Origin of the sequence: Streptomyces sp. R11, from assembly GCF_041051905.1 — a bacterium.
In the GTDB taxonomy this organism is placed as follows: Bacteria; Actinomycetota; Actinomycetes; order Streptomycetales; family Streptomycetaceae; genus Streptomyces.
Map to the genome: position 1 here is coordinate 4766141 of NZ_CP163432.1, position 21566 is coordinate 4787706.

Here is a 21566-nt window from a genome sequence, read left to right on the forward strand (position 1 = left end):
GGCACACGTTCGAGTCCCAGATGTGGAGACCCCCTGCCGTGGCTACTTTCCTGTATCGAGTGGGCCGTCTGGCCTTCCGGCGGCGCTGGTACGTCGCCCTGGTCTGGGCGGCCGTCCTGGCCGCCGTCGGACTGGGTGCCCTGAAGGCCCCGGGCGCCGTCGACGAGGAGTTCTCGATGCCGGGCATCGAGTCGCAGAAGGCGTTCGACCTGATGGAGGAGCGCTTCCCGGGGGCGACGGCGGACGGCGCCACCGCGCGGGTCGTCTTCGTCGCGCCGGGCGGGCAGAAGGTGACCGCCGCCCAGAACAAGAAGGCCGTCGAGGAGGCCGTGGCCGAGCTCGGGGACGGGTCGCAGGTCGCGAGTGCCGTCGACCCGTTCCGGACGCAGGCCGTCAGCAAGGACGGCACGACGGCGTACTCGACCGTCACCTACAAGGTCGGGGCGAGCGACCTCACCGACGCCAGCAAGACGCATCTGGAGCGGACGCTCACGCAGGCCCAGGAGTCGGGGCTGACCGTCGAGGCCGGCGGGACAGCCATGGACGACGGCGGTGGTCCGGGCGGGGCGGCCGAGGTCATCGGCGTCGCCATCGCCGCCGTCGTCCTGCTCGTCACGTTCGGGTCCCTCGCCGCCGCCGGGCTGCCGCTGCTGACGGCCGTCATCGGCGTGGGCGTCAGCATGGCCACGATCCTCGCCCTGTCGAGCGCGCTCGGCCTGTCAACCACGACCGGCACCCTCGCCATGATGCTGGGCCTGGCCGTCGGCATCGACTACGCCCTGTTCGTCGTCTCGCGGTACCGGGAGGAGCGCGCCAAGGGCCGTACGCCGCAGGAGGCGGTCGGGATGGCCGTCGGCACGGCCGGCTCCGCGGTCGTCTTCGCCGGGCTCACCGTCGTGATCGCGCTCGCCGGGCTCGCGGTGGTCGGCATCCCGATGCTCACCAAGATGGGCCTGGCCGCGGCGGGCGCGGTCGTCGTCGGCGTACTGATCGCGCTGACGCTGGTCCCGGCGTTCCTCGGCTTCTGGCCGAACGCGGTTCTGTCGCGGCGGGCCCGCAGGAGCGGCCGTATGGAGGAGGGCGTCGACGGCAACGGCGGCACCCGTTGGGCGCGGTTCGTGCTGCGCCGGCCCCTGCCCGTGCTGCTCCTCGGCGTCGTGGGACTCGGGGCGCTCGCCGTGCCGATGACGGATCTGCAGCTGGGCATGCCCGGTGACGAGGCCAAGTCGACCTCCACCACCGAGCGGCGGGCCTACGACGCGCTCGCCGAGGCCTTCGGGCCGGGCTTCAACGGGCCGCTGACCGTCGTCGTCGACGCCAAGGGGGACGCGGATCCGAAGGGCGCCGTCAGCACGATCTCCGAGGAGATCGGCGGCACGAAGGGGATCGTGTCCGTCTCCCCCGCCCGCTTCAACGAGGCCGGGGACACCGCCGTCTTCTCGGTCGTGCCGTCCACCGCGCCGACCGACGAGAAGACCAAGGACCTGGTGACCACCATCCGGGGCGAGCGGGACGGAGTCGAGGCCGAAACCGGCGCCACCTTCGAGGTCACCGGCACCACCGCGATGAACATCGACATCGCCGACAAGGTGCAGGCCGCGCTCGTCCCGTATCTGATCGTCGTGGTCGGGCTGGCGATCCTGCTGCTGCTGGTGGTCTTCCGGTCGCTGCTCGTGCCGTTGAAGGCGGCCCTCGGCTTCCTGCTGTCGGTGCTGGCCTCCCTCGGCGCGGTCGTCGTGGTCTTCCAGCAGGGGCACGGCGCCGAACTGCTGGGCGTGGAGCAGACCGGGCCGATCATGAGCCTGATGCCGATCTTCCTGGTGGGCATCGTCTTCGGGCTCGCCATGGACTACGAGGTCTTCCTCGTCTCGCGGATGCGGGAGGCGTACGTCCACGGCGAATCGCCCGGCCAGGCGGTCACGTCCGGCTTCCGGCACAGTGCCCGCGTGGTCGTGGCCGCCGCCCTGATCATGATCGCGGTCTTCGCCGGGTTCGTCGGGGAGAGCGACTCCATGATCAAGATGATCGGGTTCGGGCTCGCCTCCGCCGTGCTCTTCGACGCGTTCGTCGTACGGATGGCGATCGTGCCCGCGGTGCTCGCGCTGCTCGGCGACAAGGCCTGGTGGCTGCCGAAGTGGCTGGATCGGATCCTGCCCCGCGTCGACGTGGAGGGCGAGGCGCTCAGCGGGCGGTCCGTGACGGAGCCCGCCCCGAGCGAGGCGGCCGAGCCGGCGGCGGCGCGCACCTGATCTGCCTGCCCACCCCCCCGGGACCGCCCGTGACGAAGGACACGGGCGGTCCCGTCGGCCGTTCGTACCGTCCGTACCCGCAGACGTTCACCATGGACCCAGCCGACCGACCGGAGAGCATCATGAGCACCAGCCCGGAGCGGCGCTACGCGGACCGCATCGAGGAGTTCTCGGACCGCCACCCCCATGTCGTCGACGTGGTGCTGGTCGCGGCGCTGATGGGCTGCGCGTCCCTCGGCAGCATGCTCACCCTGCCCGGTGCCGACCCGCCGGACCAGGACAGGACCGCCGCCGCCTTCATGGGGGTGGCCTGCCTCGCCCTGCTGAAGCACCGCAGGCATCCGCGCGTCGCCGTCGTCGTGTCCGCCGCCTGCACGGTGACCGTGATCGCGCTGGGGTATCTGCTCACCCCGCTGCTGCTGGCCCCCGTCATGGCGGCGCTCTACTGGCTGGCCACCCTGACCGACCGCCCGACGACCCGCGCCTACGGTGTGGCGACCATGGTGGCCGTGACCGTCGCCGCGGCGATCTCCGACAGCATGGACCACCTCTCGCTGCTGCTCAGGACGATCGGCCCGTTCTTCTGGCTGCTGCTGCCCCTCGCCGCCGGCAACATGACGCGGCTGCGGCGCGCCTACCTCCAAGCCGTGCAGGCCCGTGCCGAGCACGCCGAGCGCACCAGGGAGGAGGAGGCCCGGCTGCGGGTCACCGAGGAGCGGATGCGGATCGCCCGCGAGCTGCACGACGTCGTCGCCCACCACCTGGCCCTGGCCAACGCCCAGGCCGGCACGGCTGCGCACCTGGTGCTCAGCAGCCCCCAGCAGTCGCAGAAGATCCTCACCGACCTGACCGGGACGACGTCCTCCGCACTACGCGAACTGAAGGCCACACTGGGGCTGCTGCGGCAGAACGGCGACCCGGACGCCGCCCCCCTGGAACCGTCCCCCGGGCTCGCCCGGCTGCCGGAGCTGGTCTCGGCGTGCGCGTCGGCCGGGGTCACCGTCACGGTGACCACGGAGGGGGAGCCGCAGCCGCTGTCCCCCGGTGTGGACCTGACCGCGTTCCGGATCGTGCAGGAGGCACTCACCAACGTCACCAAGCACGCCACCGCGGAGGCCGCGACCGTACGGATCGGCTACTCCGACTCCCGTCTGCTGATCACGGTCGTCAACGACGGCCCCGCCGCAGCCGGTGCCGGCCCCGCTCCCGGCACCGGGGCGCTCCACGGCTTCGGCGTCATGGGCATGCGCGAGCGGGCCCACTCCATCGGCGGCGAACTGTGCGCGGGCCCGCGCCCCGAGGGCGGCTTCGAGGTCGCGACCGCCCTGCCCCTGCAGCCGTACGGTGCCGGGGAGCGGACGACCCCATGAGCGGCCGGCACCCTCCGTGCGAGAATGCCGGTGCTCCACGTCCGTGTCCGCACGGTGTCCCACTTGCTCCGCGCTGATCCATCGAGGTTTCCGTGACCAAGCCCGTCGCCCGCGAGCCCCTGCGCCGCAACGCGCGGGCCAATCGGGCACGCATCCTGGCCACGGCCCGCCGGGAGTTCGGCCGGAACCCGGACGTCACGCTGGAGGAGCTCGCACGCGCCGCAGGTGTCGTACGGCGCACTCTCTTCGGCCACTTCCCCGGGCGCGAGGCGCTGTTGGAGGCCCTCGCCGAGGAGGCCTCCGAGAGCCTGCGCAGTGCGCTGGCCTCCGGTGTGCAGGCAGCCGAGGGGGAGCCCGCCGAGCAGTCGCTCGCCCGGCTCGCCTTCTCGATGTGGCCCGTGGGCGACCGCTACCGCCTGCTGCTGGCGCTGGCCCAACGCGACCTCGGTGCGGAACGGGTGGCCGAGGTGCTGGCACCGGCCCGCGCGACGGCCACGGCCATCCTGGAGCGGGGTCAGCGCGACGGCGTCTTCCACACCCACCTGCCGGCCCCCGCGCTCAGCGCCGGGCTGGAGGCGATGACGGTCGCGCTGCTGGAGTCGGTCAACACCGGGGTGCTGGAGGACGACGGCACCCGGGTCGCCATCGTCACCCTCATCGCGGCCGGCGTCCCGGAGGAACGGGCGCGAGCGGTGACGGAGGCGGTCGCCCCGACGGTGGCCGCGGTGCCGGACGCGGCCGACGACTGAGCCGTCGTACCCCGCTTCCGATCCCGCTTCCGACGGGCTGAGTACTTGACGGGCAGCTTAATTACCCGATGATGGGCAAACAGCCCGCTCCCGGGCCGACGCATGCCCGCCCCGTCCGCACCGGAGACACCATGAGCCGACCTGCCCGCACCACCTCCTTCGTGGCCCCCGTGTGGCTCCGCACCGACCTGTCGAGGGAAGCCGCCGTGCGGCACTGGGCGGGTCCGCACGCGCGGATCGTCGAACGGCCGCCGAACATGCCGAGTACGTGCAGCGTCTCTTCTCGCCCACCGATCACGGCTACCGGCCGGACTCCCCGACGGTGGGCACCCTCGTCCCGCCGGACTGGCGCTGCGACGGCCTCGCCGAAGTCCGGTTCGTGAGCACGGCCGCGGCGCTCGTCATGCCGGCGCGCATGCGGGAGGTCCACCTCGACGAGCAGAACGTCTTCGAACGAGTTTCTCGGTCACGTCACGGGGCCGGGCGCAGGGCGCTGGTGGACGCAGGGGCATCAGGACGACGTGGGCCACCGCACGGTGCTGCTGCTGCGCCGGAGACGGGGAGTGCGCGGCCGGGCGTTCCGGAACTTCGTCCACGACCGTGTCGGTCCCGCGTTGCAGGAGGCCGGTGCGCGCGATCTGCGGGCGTACACCTTCCTGCCCTGGTCGGGGCTGGTGCACCCGACACCCGGCGTCGCACACGACACCCCGGTCTTCCGCCGCTACCAGGGCTGCGTGGTCGTCGGTGCGCAGAGCGTACCGCCATGGACGCGATGCTGAAATCTCCGTCGGTCGCCGGTGTCGTGGCCGAGCAGCACACGGTTCTCACGGCTGTCCACGCCTACGCCGTGGAGCGGAGCGTGCCGGTCGTCCGGGCGTAGCCCGAGAGCCTCTCCCGACAGGGGAAGGACGGTGCCGGGCGTCCCCTCCCGGCACCGTCCGGGGCCGTGTGCCGCTCAAGGCACGGCCCGTTCAGGGGTGGCTGCGCCTCAGGCGACGCCGCCCGTGTGAGCCTCCTGTGTCTCCTGGGACTCCGGCTTCTCCTGCGGGTCCTCCGAGCGGTGCTTGCCCGCCTTGCGGTGGCCGGGGAGGACGGCGAGGACGATCAGCGTGCCGGCGGCCATGATGATCCCGCCGATCAGGCTGGTCTGGGCGACGCCGTGGGCGAAGGCCTCGTGGACGGCGTCGACGAGGGCCTGGGCCTGCTGGGCGCCGCCGGCCGGGTTCTTCGCCACCTCCTGGGCCACCGCGAGACCGCCGCCCACCGAGTCCTTGGCCGTCTCCAGCGCGGAGTGCGGCAGTTGGCCGCCGATCAAGTCCGAGAGCTTGTCGCGGTAGGCCGTTCCCAGGAGCGAGCCGAGGATCGCGATGCCCAGGGCACCGCCCAGCTCGAGCGAAGTGTCGTTCGCACCGCCGCCGACGCCCAGCTCGGACTCGGGGAAGGAGCCCATGATCGTGTCGGTGGCCGGGGACACACTCAGGCCGATCGCGAAGCCCAGCATGATCAGCGAGGCCAGGAAGTCGGTGTACGTCGAGCCCGACTCGATCCGCGTGAGCAGGAAGACGCCCGCCGTGCCGATCACCATGCCGGCGACGACCATGGCCTTCACGCCGAGCTTGGGCGTCAGCCGCCCGGTCACCGCGGCGCCGACGAAGACGGCACCGGCCAGCGGCAGCAGCCGTACGCCGGTCTCCAGCGCGCCGTAGCCGAGGACGAACTGGAGGTACTGGGTGGCGTAGTAGAGCGAGCCGAAGGTGCCGAAGAAGAAGAACAGCACCGCGAGCATCGAGCCACTGAACGGCCGCTGGGCGAACTTGCGCACGTCCAGCATCGGGTGCGGGTGGCGCAGCTCCCAGGCGACGAAGGCCAGCAGTCCGACACCGGCGGCCACGGCCGCGGCGATCGGGCCGGTGCCCCAGCCGAAGTGCGGGCCCTCGATGGCCGCGTAGACGAGGGAGCCCACGGAGACGATGGACAGCAGCCCGCCGACGTAGTCGATCCGGCCCATGCCCGCCGCCTTCGACGGCGGTACGAGCGCCAGCGCGCCGACGGCGGCGACGATCGCGATGGGCACGTTGATCAGGAAGGTCGATCCCCAGGCGTGGTCCTCCAGAAGCCAGCCGGCGACCAGCGGGCCCACGGCGATGGCGAGGCCCGAGGTGGCGGTCCAGCCCGTGATGGCCTTGGCGCGCTCACCGCGAGGGAAGATCGCGACCAGCAGCGACAGGGTGGCCGGCATCACGACGGCGGCACCGACGCCCATGACTGCGCGGGCGGTGATGACGAGCGCGGTCTCGTCGACCAGGCTGCCCATCACGGATCCGCCCGCGAAGATCAGCAGGCCCACGATCAGGGCGCCGCGGCGGCTGTACTTGTCGCCGATCGCGCCCAGGACGAGCATCAGCGCCGCATACGGAACGGTGTAGCCGTCGATGACCCACTGCAGGTCGCTGCTGGTGAGGTCCAGATCCCGGGTCATGTCGGGCGCGGCCACGATCAGTGACGTGTTGGCCATGACGACGATCAGCAGGCTCAGGCAGAGCACGAGCAGTGCCCACCAGCGCCGTGTGTACGGCCCGGTCATCTTCTCGACGGGTGTGGTGGCAAGGAAGGGCACGGGGGCTCCCAGGGGAGGTGAGTTATTTGCACATCAGTGAGCAGACTAGTTTCTTGCCCGTCGATGTGCAAATATCGCGGTGAGCCCACCGACCCCTCCCTCCGCACCGAGGTGCCGACGTGACCAGCCCGACAGCCCCGCATCCCGTACGCCGCCGCCGTAGGACGCGTGCCACGCGCGCCCGCATCCTGGACGCGGCCCTGCGGGAACTGGGCCGCAACCCCGAGTGCAGCCTCGGCGACATCGCCGAAGCCGCAGGGGTGGCACGGCGCACCGTCTACACGCACTTCACCGGCCGGGCGGCACTGGTGGAGGGGCTCGCGGGGGAGGCGGCGGAGGCGATACGCCTTGCCGTCGCCGATACGAGCGGGACCGATACGAGCGGGACCGATACGAGCGGGACGGGCCCGGGCGCACCCGACCCCGGCCCCGCGAGTGACCTCGCCCACTTCGTCCTCACCCTGTGGCCGGTCGGCGACTGCTACCGCACGCTGATGGGCCTCGCCCGCCAGGACCTGGGCAGCGAGCAGGTGAGCGACCTCCTCGCCCCGGCCCGCGAGCGGGTCGCCTGCATCCTCGCCGAGGGGCAGCGCCAGGGCGTCTTCCACGGCGCCGTACCGCCCGGCCCGCTCAGCGGCGCCATCGAGGCCCACCTGCTCGCCCTGCTCGGCACCGTCAACTCCGGGATCTGGGCCGACGACGGCACGGGCGCCGCCACCGCCGCGCTGATCGCCGCCGGAGTCGACAGCGACACAGCCGCCGTCACGGTCCGGCGGCTGCACACCACCGACCGGATCCGTCCGCCCCACCGACCCCACTGAGGAGGCCACCGCGCATGCGCCGGTCCCAACAGCACGGACACGACTACGACTACGGCCCCGACCACGCCTGCGAGTCGGCGTACGAGCCCTACGAGCCGTACACCCCGCACGGGCCGATGGATCCGAACGAGCCCCACCGCACCCGCCCCCGCCTACGACGAGTCACCGCCGTCGCCGTCGCCACCCTGGTCACGCTGACCCTCCTCCCCGTCGCCGCCGACCGGTTCGTGGCGGCGCGCATCGAGTCACGTACGGCGGAGGCCTTCCAGGAGGGCATGGACACACCCGTCGAGCCTGATGTGCACGTCCGCGGTTTCCCCGTCGTGACGCAGGCGGCGTCCGGCACCCTGGACCACGTCGACATCACCGCTCACGACGTACCGGCCCGCGGAAACAAGCGCCCGCTGCCGGTGAGCGAACTCTCCCTCTGGCTCGACGGTTTGACGAAGTCCGACGACGACAGCGAGGCACGGGCCCGCAGCGCGGAGGCGACCGCCTTCCTGTCGTACGCGGACGTCTCGAACGCCCTCGGGCTGGAGATCTCCCAGGGCCGCAGTCCGGGCCGGGTGAGCGCGGTCGTCCTCCTGCCCCTCGGCGAGGAGGTCACCGTGACGACGACCGTCTCGGCGGACTCCGGAAACCGCATCGCCTTCGATGACTTCACCGTCTCGGGCGGGGCGTTGCCGGCCGTCGGAAGCGCCGTCCTCGACAAGGTCTTCGAGCGGCCGATCCAACTGCGGAACATCCCCGCAGGGCTGCACCTGCGCTCGGTCACCCCCACGTCCGACGGCCTCAGCGCCCGCTTCTCGGGCCGCGCGGTCACCTTCCGGCCGGACGAGGAGTCACAGGGCGACGCCTGACGGCCCGCCGGCGCGGGCCCGCCGGGGCGTCGGGAGTCGACGTCAGGTCCGGCTTACCTTCACGGAGTACCGTGCGGCGTGATCAACCGGCGGCCCGGCCGTCGCTGCACGGAAGGACCGAACCTGAACACCCCGCTCGCCGAGACGCTGTCCGTGGCCATGCTCGTGCTCGTGCTGGTCTGTGCCGTCGTCCGTCCCTTCAACTGGCCGGAGGCCGTGGTCGCCGTACCGGCCGCGGCGCTGGTGGTGGCGACCGGAGCGGTCTCCCCGGGCCACGCGCTGGACGAGGCCGAACGGCTCGGGCCGGTGATCGGCTTCCTCGCGGCCGTTCTGGTCCTTGCCCAACTCTGCGACGACGAGGGGCTGTTCCAGGCCTGCGGGGCATGGATGGCGCGCACGGCCGCCGGCCGCCCGCGCCGCCTGCTGACGCAGGTGTTCCTGGCCGCGTCGGCGATCACGGCCGTACTGAGCCTGGACGCCACGGTGGTGCTGCTCACGCCGGTGGTTTTCGCGACGGCGGCCCGGCTCGGGGCCCGCCCCAAGCCGCACGTCTACGCCTGTACGCACCTCTCCAACACGGCCTCCCTGCTCCTGCCGGTGTCCAACCTGACCAACCTGCTGGCGTTCGCCGCCAGCGGGCTCAGCTTCACCCGGTTCGCCGCGCTGATGGCGCTGCCGTGGGTGGCCGCGATCGCCGTGGAGTACGTCGTCTTCCGGCGCTTCTTCGCCACCGACCTGGACGCCGGGGCGCAGGCCCCGCACACCGCCGACGCCCCCGAACTGCCGCTGTTCGCCCTGGTGACCGTGGGGTGCACGCTGGCCGGGTTCGTGCTGACGTCGGCCGTCGGCATCGATCCGGCCTGGGCGGCCCTCGCCGGCGCGGTCGTCCTCGCCGTGCGGGCCCTGCTGCGGCGCAGCACATCCCCCAAGGCGCTGCTGCGGTCCGTCTCGGTGCCGTTCCTGGCCTTTGTGCTGGCGCTCGGGATCGTGGTCCGCGCGGTCGTCGACAACGGACTCGACACGGCCCTCGGGCATCTCATCCCCGACGGCACCGGGCTTGCGGCCCTGCTCGGGATCGCGGCGCTGGCCGCCGTACTGGCCAACGTCATCAACAACCTGCCCGCGGTGCTGGTCCTGCTGCCGCTGGCCGCCGACTCCGGCCCCGGCGCGGTCCTCGCGGTGCTGCTCGGGGTGAACATCGGCCCCAACCTCACCTACGCCGGCTCGCTTGCCACTCTGCTGTGGCGGCGTATCGTCCACGCGCATGACGCGGAGGTCGAGCTGGGGGAGTTCACCCGGCTCGGTCTGTACGCCGTACCGGCGAGCCTCCTCGCCGCGGTGCTGGCACTGTGGGCCTCACTGGCCGTGATCGGAGGAGGCTGATCCCATGGCGGTGGTCGTCTGGATCGTCGAGGGCACCTGGCCCGCCTGCGTCGACGCCGCACGCCGGCACGCGCCCGAGGATGCCGAGGTCGTCCTGCTGCACGTCACCGGGCACGAGGTCGCGGACGCCGCGCACGGCGCGTTCGCCGGGCTGCTCGGCCGGGGCCACCCCGAGCGCGACCCCGGAACCCGCGTCGAGCACCTCGCCGCCGCCTCCGCCGAGATCCTCCTGCGGGCGGCCGCCGAGCGTCTCGACCGCCCTTGCACCCGAGTCGAGCGCTCCGGCCGCGCCGAGCGCGAGGTCGTCGCCGCGACGGAGGGCGCCGAACTGCTCATCCTGGCCCGCGACGGCGACCGCGCCACCCTCGGCCCCCACAGCCTCGGCCACGCAAGCCGCTTCGTCGTGGACCACGCCCCCTGCCCACTCCTGCTGGTCTGGCCGGAGCCGGCCCCCGACCTGACGACCATGCCGCCCCCGCCGCCTCATCCTCCGCACCACGGGTAGCACCTGCGGAGCCTGAAGCAGCGGGGCAAGCGAGTGAACAGTGGTGGCGTCAGAGGCCGAATTCCTGCGGGGACAACCCGAGCGTCGAGCAAGCCTCGCGCAGGACCTGCTCCTCCGCCGGTGCGATGTAGCCGTCCGCGCCCGCCACGACGAAGCCGGTCTGGACGACCGCCCGGGCCTCCGTCGGCTTCTTCGCGGCCTTGGCGATCTCCTGCAGGGCCTCGGCCTTGCCCTGCTGGAAGTTGAAGGACAGCTGGTCGACATGCTTGTTGAAGCGCTGCCGCAGCTGCTCGGACGGGAAGTTCTGCAGGACGTCGTTGTTCAGGATCAGCGACTCCACGTGCTGGCGCTCGGCCGGGTCGACATTGCCGTCGGCGGCGGCGACCAGGGCACACATGGCCATGCTGGCGTCCCGGTAGGCGCCGCTCTTCAGCTCCGTCTTGAGCGAGGTGAGCTGGGTCTTGAGCGCGCTCACCAGCTGGGCCTTGGATCCTCCCGAGGACCCGGAACCCGGCCGCCCGTGCCCGCCGGAGCTCCGCCCGGCCTGTGCCTGCTGCTGCAGACCCTTGGCCTGGTCCTTGATCCGATCCCACATCGCCATCCGTGCCACCTCGGCTTCAGCCCATGTCGTTCAGGTCGACTGCGTGTGTTGCATGTGTTCCGTGTGTCCTCCTGCAAACGTCCGCCGGCCCCCGGGAGTTCCTGGACCGGCGGACATGCCCGAAGGTCACCGCTCGACGACCGGCCGGAAGGCGTCCCGCACACCGGTCTTGGACGTGGAGACGAACTCGTCGCCCGGCCCGTAGTCGTAGCTGCCGTAGTACTCGTAGTACAGGGTCCGCGGGCAGCTCGTGCCGCCGATCTGCACCGAGCGCGGGTCGACGCGCTTTCCGGTGCGCAGTTCGTACACCTTCAGCGGGACCTCGACCTAGGGGAAGGTCACCTCGTAGGGGAGGTACTCGGACTTGTCGTTCTCGTAGTGGCAGGTCTCGACGGCGGACCGTTCTCCGCCGTGTCCGCGCAGACCACGAGCGCGGCCTTGGCCGGGTCGTCGGTGCGCCAGCCGCCGGGCAGCCGCCCGGTGTACTCGGTGTCGCCGAGGAGCAGCGCGCGGTTGGACCCCTTGCGGTACGCCGGGGCGCCGAGCAGCGAGGCGTTGCCGAGCGCCGCGGCCACCGGGTCGCCCGGGCGGTCCGGCCCGGCCGGCGGGGGAGGCTGCGGGGGCTCGTCGGGCGGCACGAAGGGGCCGTGGGCGTATGCCGGGGAGTCCACGGGCCGTCACCCCTGGTGCCACGTGGGCGCCTGGTCGCGTACGGAGAAGTAGCCGCGGCCCGTCGCGCCGCTCACCATCCACAGGGCCGCCACGTCGATGCCGGCGACCACGAACGTCGCGAGGTTGGGCGCCCCGGAGGTCAACGAGCCCAGGAAGGCGAAGGCCGTCGAGACCGCCACGAGCGACAGGCACACGATCAGCACCACACGGACCCAGCTGCGGCGCTTGCGGGCCAGCACTACGCAGCCGACCAGGAGCGCCGCCAGCCCCCAGCAGAACAGCGCCAGCAACCAGGCCATGCCCATCGGCATGAGCAGGTCCTGCCCGTGCTCCTGTTTGTTCCGGTTCTCCTCGAGGACCGCCCAGCCGCCGAACGCCGTACCGAGTGCGTGCACGGCGACGACCACCAGGACGAAGATGACGGCCCCGGGCATGCGCACCCCTCGGGGAGAAGCCGGGCCGGCCTGCTCGGGCTGGTAGGAAGAGCTCTGCATCGCGTTCACCTCACGCTTTCGTCGTCCGGCAGGTCGTAGACCCGGGCCCAGTCCACTTCGTAGACCGCGCTCTGCAGGTCGTCACCGTGGAAGTTGTCGAGCTGGATGGTCTGGTGCATCGACGGGGCGCACTGCATGCAGTCGCGGTCGTCGTCCGCCCCGTCGGCGAAGCGGAACCACTCCTCGCCGTCGAGATAGCCGCGCACGTGGTCCGCGGTCCACTCGACGGCGACGTTGTGCCACTGCGTCAGGTCCACGCCGCACTTCTGCGCGAACTCCTGCTGCACGGGCACGCCTTCGGGGTGCGGGTAGTGCAGGAAGGCCTCGGCGCACTGCTCGCCCGGGGCGCCGTTCTCCAGGTAGTCGTACTCGCCGTCCTCGGGGTGCCGGTTCGAGTCCGGCCACAGGACCAGCAGCGGGTGGTACTGACGCCCGTTGTCGGGGGCGGTGGCCCTGGAGCGGACGCGGGCCTCCCACCGGCCGTACTTCCGGCCGTACGACGAGGCGAGCCAGCCGGTGTCGCCGTCCGCCTCCCCGGTCATGCGCAGGATGCCGCCGACGACACGGGTGTTGACGTCGCAGCGGCGGCCGTTGTCGCTGTGGCCGGGCCAGCACTCGTCGGGGCCGCCGCCCGCCAGGCGCCAGCGGTCGCGGTCCGGTACGGCGGGCTCGCCCTCGGAGCCGTAGTCGAACTCGTCCGACCCCTGGGGCAGCGGGTCGCCCCAGCCGTACCGCTCGGCGGCGGTCACCGCGGGGTCGGCCGCGGTGGTCGTCGTACGGCCGGGCGCGGCACTCACCGTGGCCGCCGTGAGCGTCAGCCCGAGGGCCGCCGCGCCGAGCCCCACGGCGAGGTGCCGGGCGCGAAGTCGTCGGTGCATGACTCCCCTTCAGCGTGTCGAGTACGGGTGAAGGGAGCGGCGGGCCGAGCCCTCCCCCCTTGCGGGGCTCGGACCGCGCCATGACCGTCCTGGCCACGTCCCACGATCAGTCGACCGCCGTGCGGGGTTGTTCGGCAGGCCGGTCCCCGGCACCGAACAACCGGGAGGCGCGGACACCGCCAAGCGCGGCCCGCCCTTGGCATGTACGCCACACAGCGGCCCGACGTGAGTCCCTGCCGCCGGGCATCAGCGCGAACGCCTCCTGCGCTTCTGCCTGAAGGCGGTGGGGCACACGGTCAGCGACATGGTCCTCGGTACCGGCGCCTACAAGTCAGGCATCCCCGCGACCATGTTCAGCCACTCCGACCGCGGCAGCTGCTGGGTGCCGGCGAGGGCTACGCCCCGCTCATCGTCGCGTCCTCGTACGTCGACGGCACGGCCGCGGGGGGCGGGCTCATGTCCTCGTTTGTCACTCTCGGGTGGCATTCCTCCGGGAAAACCCTGACAAACGCTCGTAACACCAGCACACTGCCCACACGCCATCGACACCACGGGAGCCGCGTATGACCAGCAACCCCTACTTCAATCAGCCCTTGACACCAGCCCGGCCGCGCATGTTCAACTCCACGGTCGCCAAGGTGATCTGGGTACTGGTTCCGATCGTGACCGTCGGTCTCGCGGCCGCAGTCCCGTTCGTTGTCGCCGCCGTCAAGGGCGTTGTGAAGCCATGGCTGGCTATTGCCTACGTCGTCGGGGAGATCGCCGTTTTCTCCATCGCCTTCGCGATCAGTCCCAACCCCGATTCCACCAGCCCAGTGCCCGGGTTCCTCATGGTTCTTCTGATCATCACGGCTGCGACGCACACCGCGCTCCTCGACAACGACAAGATCAGCATCGGGAAGTAGGCCATACGCTTCCGCCCGTTGATCCAGACAGCGCAGCGTGGTGCTCTCGCCGTCAGCCCCGGCCTCGTTGCTCATGCGAGTGGCGGGCCCGGGTCCGTGTTCGGATGCGCCCCCGGAGTGCATCGTGGTGCCATACGTCCCCACCTCGCGTGCCAGACGGGTGACATCCCTGCATGAAGCCGCAGGTCACAGCCAGCAACCGCATCTCATGCCCGCCCCAGAACGGACGTCCGGGGACTATGCGCACCCGCACCGCCATCGCCGCCTGCCTGCTACTCGCCGGCCTCACCGCCAGCTGCTCATCCAATGACACCGATGAGCCGACCGTGGCGAGAGCCTCCGTCACGGAGTCGGCCGGCCCTACCCCGAGCCCCACGCCATCACCCAGGCAGGAGACATAGTCGCCGCCGTGGCGATCGAGACCGGGGCGCAGGGGTGCCTCGACTGGATCGCCGCGAACACCAGCCCTGCCGAGTAGCTCAACTGCGGGCCATGTCCAGGACGTCGGCGACCACGGGCAGCGCCTGGTGCTTACCGAGCCGTCGCAGTACCGGCGCCAGCCGCTCGCGCGGGCGTACGGACGCGACCCCGGAGGATAGGTCGAGCGCGCGGCCCGTGACCGTGGCCGCCTGCTCGATCTCCCCGGCGGTCAGGTAGGAGTCGGCGAGCCACGACAGATACAGCGCCTTGTCCCGCGCGTGTGAGTCGTCGTACCGGGCGAGCGCTGCTTCAAGGACGGGCACCGCCCGCAGCGGGCGGCGGAGCTCCGTCCAGCAACGGCCGTACATGATCTGCAGCTCAGTCTCGTCGACCCACGCCGCCCAGTCGGGTTGGGGCGCGCCGTCGACCTCGGCGAGCGCGTTGCGAGCGGCGTCCAGGGCACGCTCCGTCTCGTCGGTGTGGCCCGCCACCGCGTGCGCCCACGCGAGCCGCTCGTACAACAGGGCCCGCACCCCAGGTGCCGCGTCGCGGCCGGCCATGGCGCACGATCGGGCAGCGGTCTGTACGGCGTTCTGCCGGGCCTGCTGGTCCCCACACAGTCCCTGGTACGCCAGGAAGGCGAGCGCGTTCCCGGCGAGCGCGGCACAGCCGCCATCGACCGCGGCCTTCTGGCTGGCTTCGTACAGGCCGCACGCCTCGGCATGCCGGCCGCCGTCGAACGCCGCCCAACCGGCCTGCTGCGCCTGCTCGGAGAGTACGGACATCAGCCTGCGGCCCGTCTCCTCGGTGTACGAGCCGCGGCGCAGGGCGGCGTAAACCTCGACTCACCGAACCGCGTTGCCTGGAGGAAGCGTGAGGATCGGGTGAACGCCCGTGCCCCGACCGGCGATACGTCGGAAAGTCGACCGAGGGTGACCGAAGGGGAGGGCGGGCCACGTGTCGGGACAGCCGGGGCCGGGGCGCACCGAGGGCGAGCTTGATCCGCAGGCCGGACCGGTACCGCGCTTCGCCGCCGAACTGCGCGCCCTGCGCGAGTCCGCGGGGAAGCCCACCTACCGGGCGATGGCCGAGCGGGCGCGGTACGGGGTGACCACCCTGTCGCAGGCGGCCGCCGGGAAGCAGCTGCCCTCCCGCGCGGTGACGCTCGCCTACGTCAAGGCGTGCGGCGGCGACGTGGTCGAGTGGGAGCGGCGCTGGCGCGAGGTGTCGGACGAGCTGGCCGCCGAGGCCGCCGCGGCCGACGACAGCTCCCGGCCGCCGTACCGTGGCCTGACCAGGTTCGAACCGGGCGACGCCGATCTGTTCTTCGGCCGTGACCAGCTCGTGGAGCGGCTCATCGAGCTGAACCGCAAACACCGCTTCACGGCGGTCTTCGGCCCCTCCGGCAGCGGCAAGTCCTCGCTGCTGCGCGCCGGGTTGATCCCTCGGCTGCGCACCCCGAGCGGCGGCGCGGACGGCGACCCCAGCGACGCACCTCCCGCGGCCGTACGCATCCTCACGCCCGGCGCGGACCCGCTGCGTACTCACGCCGAGCGGCTCGCGCCCGTGCCGGACACCGATCCCGACACCTGGCTGATCGTCGACCAGTTCGAGGAGCTGTACACCCTCGGCGCCGACCCGGCCGACCGGGACGCCTTCATCGACCGCCTCGTCGCCGCCACCGACGCCGACAGCCGGCTGCGGGTCGTCATCGCGGTGCGGGCCGACTTCCTCGGCCGGTGCGCCGAACACCCCGGCCTCACCGCCGCGTTGCAGGACGCCACGCTGCTCGCCGGGCCGATGAGCCGGACCGAGCTGCGGGAGGCCATCGTCCGCCCGGCCGCCGCGGCCGGCCTGATCGTCGAACGCGCCCTGACCGACCGGCTCCTGGACGAGGTCGAGGGCGCCCCCGGCGGACTGCCGATGATGTCGCACGCCCTGCTGGAGACCTGGCGTCACCGCAGCGGCCGCGTCCTGACCGAGAGCGCGTACGAGGCGGCAGGCGAACTGCGCGGCGCCGTCGTCCGCACGGCCGAGCAGGTGTACGACGAACTCACCGCATCGCAAGCCGAGTTGGCCCGCCGGATCCTGCTCCGCCTCGTTGCCCCCGGCTGGGGTTCCCCGCTTATCGAGCGCGGCCGGGAGGTCGGCGCGGGCGCACCGGACACCCGCCGCCCCACCGACCATGCCGAGCTCGCCTTCGGCAACCCCGCCGACACCCGGGTGGTACTGGAACGGCTGGTCCGGGCCCGTCTCATCACCTTCGACGACGGCACCGTCGACCTCGCCCACGAGGCCCTCATCACCGCCTGGCCGCGCCTGCGCGCGTGGATCGACGCCGAACGCGACCGGCTGCGTGTGCACCGCTCGCTCTCCGAGTCGGCCCGCACCTGGCAGGCGCTCGGGCAGGAGAACGCCGCACTCTACGCCGGGTCCCGGCTGTCCGCGGCACGCGACGCCTTCCCCCGCGACACCGCACCCGAGGGCGGCGGCAGCGAGGAACTCACCCCGTTGGAGCGGCAGTTCCTCACCGCCTCGCTCCGGCGCCGGCACCGCGCCGCGCTCCTGCGCCGTACGGTCGTGGCCGTCCTCGCCGCGCTCACCCTGCTCGCCACCGGCACCGCGGTCGTCGCCCTCCAGGCCCGCGCCACCGCGCAGGCCGAACGGGACGACGCCGTCTTCGGCCGGCTCACCGCCGAGGCCGACCGGGTCCGCGACGCCCAGGCCGGGGTCGCCGCCCGGCTCGACGTGGCCGCGTACCGGATGCGCTCCACGCCGGACCTGCGGACCCGGCTGGCCTCGGACGCGGGCCGGGTGCTGGCCACCCGGCTGCCCGGCCACGACGGTGTCGCCGGCTCCGTGGCCTACGCGCCCGACGGCCACATGCTCGCCAGTGGCGGCCATGACGGCCTGGTCCGGCTGTGGGACACGGACGCGGGCAAGCCGCTGGGCGAACCGTTGCGCCTGCGCACGGGAGGCGTCAGCGCGGTCGCCTTCTCCCCGCCGGACGGCGACCTGCTGGCGGCCACCGGGAGAGGTGGCGGCATCCAGTTGTGGGATGTGCGCGACCGGTCACGGCCCCGCGCTCTCAGCCGGCCGCTCGTGAGCCACGACGAGCAGAGCGTCGTCTCCGCCACGTTCGCCCCGGACGGCAGGACGCTCGCCACCGCCGGTGACGACGGCGCCGTACGGCTGTGGGACGTGACCGACGCGGCTCGCCCCGCGCCGATCGGCGAGCCCGCCGACGCAGACGCGTCCGAGGCGCGCAGCGTCCGCGCGGTCGCGTTCGCCCCGGACGGGGAGACCCTGGCCACCGGCGGCTACGACGGGACCGTACGGATGTGGCGGTTCGACGAGGACGCGGGGAACGAGGACGGACCTGAGATCGCACCGCTCGGCAAGCCGCTGCGGGAACACTCCGCCTCCGTCTGGACGCTGGCCTTCTCCCCGGACGGCCGCACGCTGGCCTCGGCCGGCTTCGACGAGACCGTACGCCTGTGGGACGCGTCCGACCCGGGCCGTGTGCAGCCGCTGGGCGAACCGCTCACGGGGCACACCGCGCCCGTCATGTCGGTGGCGTTCAGCTCCGACGGCGAGACCCTGGCGACCGCGGGCGAGGACGACCGGCCCCTGCTGTGGAACGTGGCCAACCCCGCCTACCCACTGCAGCTCGGGGAGCCGCTGACCGGGCACACCGAAGCCGTGTGGGAGGTGGCCTTCAGCCCCGACGGCCGCACCCTCGCCAGCGCCGGCGCCGACGGCGGCGTCCTGCTGTGGCACCGGCCGCCCACCGTCCTCACCGACTTCACCAACCCGCTCACCGCGGTCGCCTTCAGCCCCGACGGCCGCCTGCTCGCCGTTGCCAGCACCGACGACGGCCTGATCCGCCTGTGGGACGTACGCCGCCCGGACCGGCCACGCCGGATCCCGCGGACGCTCGGCCACGAGGACGCGGTACTGGCCGTCGCCTTCGCCCGGGACGGCCGTACGTTGGCAAGCGGTTCGAGGGACGGGACCGTACGCCTGTGGGACCTCTCCGCGCCCGAACGTCCCGCCCCGCTCGGGGAACCGCTCGAAGCGCACGACGGAGGCGTCCTCACCGTCGCCTTCGCCCCGGACGCGAAGACGCTGGCGACCGGCGGCGACGACGACACGGCACGGCTGTGGAACGTACGCCGACCGGACCGCGTACGGCCCCTGGGCGAGCCCCTGCGCGGCCACAAGGACGCCGTCACCTCCGTGGCCTTCAGCCGCAACGGCCGGCTCCTGGCCACCGGCGCCGAGGACGACACCGCACGGCTGTGGCAGGTGGGCGGCGAGGGCGACCGGACCCGGGCAAGGCCCGCGGGCGCGGCCCTCACCGGGCACGACGAGCCGGTCAACGCGGTGGCGTTCGCCCCGGACGGGAAGACGCTGGCGACCGGCAGCGACGACCGTACGGTCCGCCTGTGGGACGTGCGACGGCCGGACCGCGTCCGTCCGCTGGGGGAGGAGCTGGCCGAGCATCGCGGGGCGGTCCGGGCGCTGGCCTTCGCCCCGGACGGCCGGACACTCGCGACCGGCAGCGGCGACCACACCGTCCGACTGTGGGACGTGACCGACCCCGCTCGCGCCGAGCCCTACGGCCGGGAACTCACCGGCCACACGGACACCGTCACCTCCGTCGCGTTCGACGCGGACGGCACCACCCTCGCCTCCGTCGGCTACGACCTGACGGCCCGGGTGTGGACCCTGGACGCGGACCGCGCGACGGCCTACCTCTGCGACCGCACCGGCGGCGTCCTGAACCGCGCCGAATGGGAGGAGCGGCTGCCGCAGCTCGGGTACCGGGACGTGTGCGAGGGGCGGTAGGAGCGGGAAGGAGCGGCTTTCCGGGGTGGCCTTCGGGGCGGCGGCTCAGGGGGTCGTGAACTTCAGCACCGCGCCGTCCTTGTTGTGTGCGACGACGGTCGCCTTCAGCCGGTCGCCGAAGCCGGCCTCGCCGCCCGCGCCGCCGAGCTGCATCAGGGTGCCCGCCGTCTGGAAGGTGACGTAGTCGTCGCCCAGGGAGACATGCACATCGACGTCGTTCGCCGTGATGTTCGCCGTGGAGGTCACCAGGACCTCGCACGCGCCGTCCGAGCATGCTCCGTAGTTCTTGCCGTCGGCCGCCTTGGGGAGCGGGCCGTCCGGGTCGGGTGCCGGTGGGGCGGTGTCCTCGCCCGGGCCGTCGGGCTTCCAGCCCGGGGCGCACTGCTCCGCCCGCTCGTGGGCGGCCGCGAGTCGCGCGTCCTTCTTGGTCAACGCGGGCAGGTCCGGCTGGGGCGAAGTGAGGGACTGCACGAGCTTGTCGACGTCCGCGGCACTGCCCTCCGCGTCGCCGTTCGCCGGGTTCGGGGACACCCCGTCGAGTTCGGTCACGACGCCCCGCACCTTCTTCAGCCAGGCGTCCCGCAGCCGATCGGCCGCGGGCACACCGGACCGGCCGAGGTCCGCCAGGCCGCTCTCCACGTCGTCCACCGCCGAGGGTGTGCCGGCGAGGTAGCCGACGGCGCGGGCTCTGGCGACGAGGTCGGCCTGGGCGTCCGAGCTCCGGATCTCCTTCAGGTCCGCGGCGCTGTCCGACCGCAGTTCCTTGAGCGCCGCCGCCGACTCGCACAGGCCGCCGACCCACTTGACCAGCTGCTCGGACGGTGACTTGGCCGGTGTCGGCTCGGCCGACCCCTTGCCCGACGTTCCCGACGTGTCAGCCGTGCCGCCCTCGTCCGTCCCGCCCCCGCACCCGCCGAGGACCAGTACCAGCCCGGCGGCGGCCACCACGGCGACGCTCCCCCTCTTGCCCATCGAACGACCTCTCTCCGTGCGCTGCTCCCGACTGCACGGGCCGGATCCCGGCGCCGTGGGACCAGTCCAACGCGGGCACGGATTGTTCGGTCACCCCGTACTCAGCCGCGAACAATGCCCTTCGGCGGTGGTGCCGTGCTCCGGCGCCCCACGAGTCGGGTCGGGACGAGCGTCGTGCCGTGGTCGGGGCCGCCGTGCCGCATCTTGCTCAGGACGCCCTCGACACAGAGGCGGCCCACCTCGGCGAAGTCCTGGTGGATGGTGGTGAGCGGGGGGAGGAAGGACGCGGACTCGGGGATGTCGTCGAAGCCGATGACGCTGACGTCGTCGGGGACCTTGCGGCCGCGTTCGTGCAGGGCGCGCAGCAGGCCCAGCGCCATCTGGTCGTTGGCAGCGAACACCGCCGTGCAGCCCGGCTGTTCGGCGAGCCGCAGACCGGCCCGGTAGCCGGACTCCGCCGACCAGTCGCCGCGCACCAGGGGCGGCGGGTCCACGCCCGCCTCCGTGAGGGCGCCGCGCCACGCGTTGGCACGGCGCTGCGCGGCGAAGGAGTCCTCCGGCCCGGCGAGGTGCCACACCGTGTCATGGCCGAGGTCCAGCAGATGCCGTACGGCGTCGCGGGCGCCGCCCGCCTGGTCGGTGTCGACGACGGTGTAGCGGTCGCCGGCGTCCGAGTCAACGACCACGACCTGGACGCCGGGCGGCAGGGAGACCGTCGCCGCGTCGAGGAGGTGGATCTCCATGATGACGATGACCGCGTCCACGGCGAGTTCGCCCAGGCGGGAGAAGGCGCCGTTCACCTCGTCCTGGGTGGGGACGGCGACCGGCAGCAGCGTGACGGCGTAACCGTGCTGGGCGGCGGAGGTCGCGATCGCCTCCAGGGTGCGGATGTTCCCCATGGTGGAGAGGGAGAAGGTGATCACGCCGAGGGTGCGGAACTCGCCGCGCCTGAGGGCCCGTGCGGCGCTGTTGGGCCGGTAGCCCAGCTCCCGCATCGCGGCCAGGACCTGCTGCCGGGTCTCCTCGTTCACACCCGGGAAGCCGTTGGAGACGCGGGAGACCGTCTGGGAGGAGACCCCGGCGAGGCGCGCGACGTCGGCCATGGAGGCGCCCTGACGGGGGCGGGCGGCACGCTTCCGCGTCCCCGCCGGGGTGCCGTCACCGTCCGCTGTGCCCATCTTGCCCACCTTGCCCCCTAGGTCTGCGCACTGCGCAACTT

19 protein-coding genes are annotated in these 21566 nt (G+C 72.7%); 10 read left to right on the forward strand and 9 right to left on the reverse strand.

All coding sequences use genetic code 11. The features are described from left to right. The first annotated feature begins 38 nt into the window (after nucleotides 1-38). From AB5J55_RS21870 to AB5J55_RS21885, 4 genes are all read left to right on the forward strand, one after another. A complete protein-coding gene (locus AB5J55_RS21870) occupies nucleotides 39-2249 on the forward strand; it encodes an MMPL family transporter (protein WP_369272294.1) in 2211 nt (736 codons plus the stop codon). A gap of 122 nt (nucleotides 2250-2371) precedes the next feature. Further along, on the forward strand, nucleotides 2372-3619 hold the full coding sequence (locus AB5J55_RS21875; RefSeq protein ID WP_369272295.1) for a sensor histidine kinase: 1248 nt from the start codon (nucleotides 2372-2374) through the stop codon (nucleotides 3617-3619). A gap of 92 nt (nucleotides 3620-3711) precedes the next feature. Continuing rightward, nucleotides 3712-4368, forward strand: a complete 657-nt coding sequence (locus tag AB5J55_RS21880) for a TetR family transcriptional regulator (RefSeq protein ID WP_369272296.1) — start codon at nucleotides 3712-3714, stop codon at nucleotides 4366-4368. Nucleotides 4369-4889: 521 nt separating this feature from the next. Continuing rightward, nucleotides 4890-5147 carry a hypothetical protein gene (locus AB5J55_RS21885; protein ID WP_369272297.1) on the forward strand — a complete coding sequence of 86 codons (258 nt, stop codon included), beginning with the start codon at nucleotides 4890-4892 and terminating at the stop codon, nucleotides 5145-5147. A 209-nt stretch (nucleotides 5148-5356) separates the two neighbouring features. Here the strand turns inward: AB5J55_RS21885 and AB5J55_RS21890 are convergent, their stop codons facing one another. Beyond that, nucleotides 5357-6985 carry an MFS transporter gene (locus AB5J55_RS21890; RefSeq protein ID WP_369272298.1) on the reverse strand — a complete coding sequence of 543 codons (1629 nt, stop codon included), beginning with the start codon at nucleotides 6983-6985 and terminating at the stop codon, nucleotides 5357-5359. Between the two features lie 119 nt (nucleotides 6986-7104). On the opposite strand from AB5J55_RS21890, the gene AB5J55_RS21895 reads away from it, so the two are divergent. From AB5J55_RS21895 to AB5J55_RS21910, 4 genes are all read left to right on the forward strand, one after another. Beyond that, on the forward strand, nucleotides 7105-7806 hold the full coding sequence (locus tag AB5J55_RS21895; protein ID WP_369272299.1) for a TetR/AcrR family transcriptional regulator: 702 nt from the start codon (nucleotides 7105-7107) through the stop codon (nucleotides 7804-7806). Nucleotides 7807-7820: 14 nt separating this feature from the next. Next, complete coding sequence (locus tag AB5J55_RS21900) at nucleotides 7821-8666, forward strand: DUF2993 domain-containing protein (RefSeq protein ID WP_369272300.1); 846 nt, start codon at nucleotides 7821-7823, stop codon at nucleotides 8664-8666. A 123-nt stretch (nucleotides 8667-8789) separates the two neighbouring features. Next, the gene (locus tag AB5J55_RS21905) at nucleotides 8790-10049 is read left to right on the forward strand and encodes an SLC13 family permease (RefSeq protein ID WP_369276257.1); all 1260 of its coding nucleotides are present in this window, start codon (nucleotides 8790-8792) and stop codon (nucleotides 10047-10049) included. 4 nt (nucleotides 10050-10053) lie between these two features. Continuing rightward, the gene (locus AB5J55_RS21910) at nucleotides 10054-10554 is read left to right on the forward strand and encodes a universal stress protein (protein ID WP_369272301.1); all 501 of its coding nucleotides are present in this window, start codon (nucleotides 10054-10056) and stop codon (nucleotides 10552-10554) included. A gap of 49 nt (nucleotides 10555-10603) precedes the next feature. Here AB5J55_RS21910 and AB5J55_RS21915 read toward each other — a convergent pair whose 3' ends face one another. From AB5J55_RS21915 to AB5J55_RS21935, 5 genes are all read right to left on the reverse strand, one after another. Further along, a complete protein-coding gene (locus AB5J55_RS21915) occupies nucleotides 10604-11155 on the reverse strand; it encodes a tellurite resistance TerB family protein (RefSeq protein ID WP_369272302.1) in 552 nt (183 codons plus the stop codon). 126 nt (nucleotides 11156-11281) lie between these two features. Further along, nucleotides 11282-11464 (reverse strand): hypothetical protein, encoded by a 183-nt coding sequence (locus tag AB5J55_RS21920; protein WP_369272303.1) that lies wholly within the window; start codon nucleotides 11462-11464, stop codon nucleotides 11282-11284. Between the two features lie 29 nt (nucleotides 11465-11493). Further along, on the reverse strand, nucleotides 11494-11826 hold the full coding sequence (locus AB5J55_RS21925) for a hypothetical protein (RefSeq protein WP_369272304.1): 333 nt from the start codon (nucleotides 11824-11826) through the stop codon (nucleotides 11494-11496). A gap of 6 nt (nucleotides 11827-11832) precedes the next feature. Further along, nucleotides 11833-12321 (reverse strand): hypothetical protein, encoded by a 489-nt coding sequence (locus AB5J55_RS21930; protein WP_369272305.1) that lies wholly within the window; start codon nucleotides 12319-12321, stop codon nucleotides 11833-11835. A 5-nt stretch (nucleotides 12322-12326) separates the two neighbouring features. Then, nucleotides 12327-13199: a glycoside hydrolase family 16 protein gene (locus tag AB5J55_RS21935; RefSeq protein WP_369272306.1), complete on the reverse strand. Its 873-nt coding sequence runs from the start codon at nucleotides 13197-13199 to the stop codon at nucleotides 12327-12329. A gap of 563 nt (nucleotides 13200-13762) precedes the next feature. Here AB5J55_RS21935 and AB5J55_RS21940 point away from each other — a divergent pair. After that, complete coding sequence (locus AB5J55_RS21940; protein WP_369272307.1) at nucleotides 13763-14104, forward strand: hypothetical protein; 342 nt, start codon at nucleotides 13763-13765, stop codon at nucleotides 14102-14104. 479 nt (nucleotides 14105-14583) lie between these two features. Here AB5J55_RS21940 and AB5J55_RS21945 read toward each other — a convergent pair whose 3' ends face one another. Continuing rightward, complete coding sequence (locus AB5J55_RS21945) at nucleotides 14584-15309, reverse strand: XRE family transcriptional regulator (protein WP_369272308.1); 726 nt, start codon at nucleotides 15307-15309, stop codon at nucleotides 14584-14586. A gap of 172 nt (nucleotides 15310-15481) precedes the next feature. Here AB5J55_RS21945 and AB5J55_RS21950 point away from each other — a divergent pair, with 172 nt between their 5' ends. Continuing rightward, entirely contained in the window at nucleotides 15482-19375 is a 3894-nt protein-coding gene (locus AB5J55_RS21950) for a WD40 repeat domain-containing protein (RefSeq protein WP_369272309.1), read from the forward strand. A gap of 45 nt (nucleotides 19376-19420) precedes the next feature. Here AB5J55_RS21950 and AB5J55_RS21955 read toward each other — a convergent pair whose 3' ends face one another. Both AB5J55_RS21955 and AB5J55_RS21960 read right to left on the reverse strand, forming a co-directional pair. Continuing rightward, nucleotides 19421-20347 carry a hypothetical protein gene (locus tag AB5J55_RS21955; protein WP_369272310.1) on the reverse strand — a complete coding sequence of 309 codons (927 nt, stop codon included), beginning with the start codon at nucleotides 20345-20347 and terminating at the stop codon, nucleotides 19421-19423. A 101-nt stretch (nucleotides 20348-20448) separates the two neighbouring features. Further along, entirely contained in the window at nucleotides 20449-21450 is a 1002-nt protein-coding gene (locus AB5J55_RS21960) for a LacI family DNA-binding transcriptional regulator (protein ID WP_369276258.1), read from the reverse strand. Nucleotides 21451-21566: the final 116 nt, after the last annotated feature.

Coding starts and splice junctions, on each gene's coding strand:
- AB5J55_RS21940 (WP_369272307.1), top strand. CDS start 13,763: ATGACCAGCAACCCCTACTTCAATCAGCCCTTGACACCAGCCCGGCCG.
- AB5J55_RS21930 (WP_369272305.1), bottom strand. CDS start 12,321: ATGCAGAGCTCTTCCTACCAGCCCGAGCAGGCCGGCCCGGCTTCTCCC.
- AB5J55_RS21960 (WP_369276258.1), bottom strand. CDS start 21,450: ATGGCCGACGTCGCGCGCCTCGCCGGGGTCTCCTCCCAGACGGTCTCC.
- AB5J55_RS21915 (WP_369272302.1), bottom strand. CDS start 11,155: ATGGCGATGTGGGATCGGATCAAGGACCAGGCCAAGGGTCTGCAGCAG.
- AB5J55_RS21955 (WP_369272310.1), bottom strand. CDS start 20,347: ATGGGCAAGAGGGGGAGCGTCGCCGTGGTGGCCGCCGCCGGGCTGGTA.
- AB5J55_RS21945 (WP_369272308.1), bottom strand. CDS start 15,309: ATGTCCGTACTCTCCGAGCAGGCGCAGCAGGCCGGTTGGGCGGCGTTC.
- AB5J55_RS21900 (WP_369272300.1), top strand. CDS start 7,821: ATGCGCCGGTCCCAACAGCACGGACACGACTACGACTACGGCCCCGAC.
- AB5J55_RS21875 (WP_369272295.1), top strand. CDS start 2,372: ATGAGCACCAGCCCGGAGCGGCGCTACGCGGACCGCATCGAGGAGTTC.
- AB5J55_RS21910 (WP_369272301.1), top strand. CDS start 10,054: ATGGCGGTGGTCGTCTGGATCGTCGAGGGCACCTGGCCCGCCTGCGTC.
- AB5J55_RS21935 (WP_369272306.1), bottom strand. CDS start 13,199: ATGCACCGACGACTTCGCGCCCGGCACCTCGCCGTGGGGCTCGGCGCG.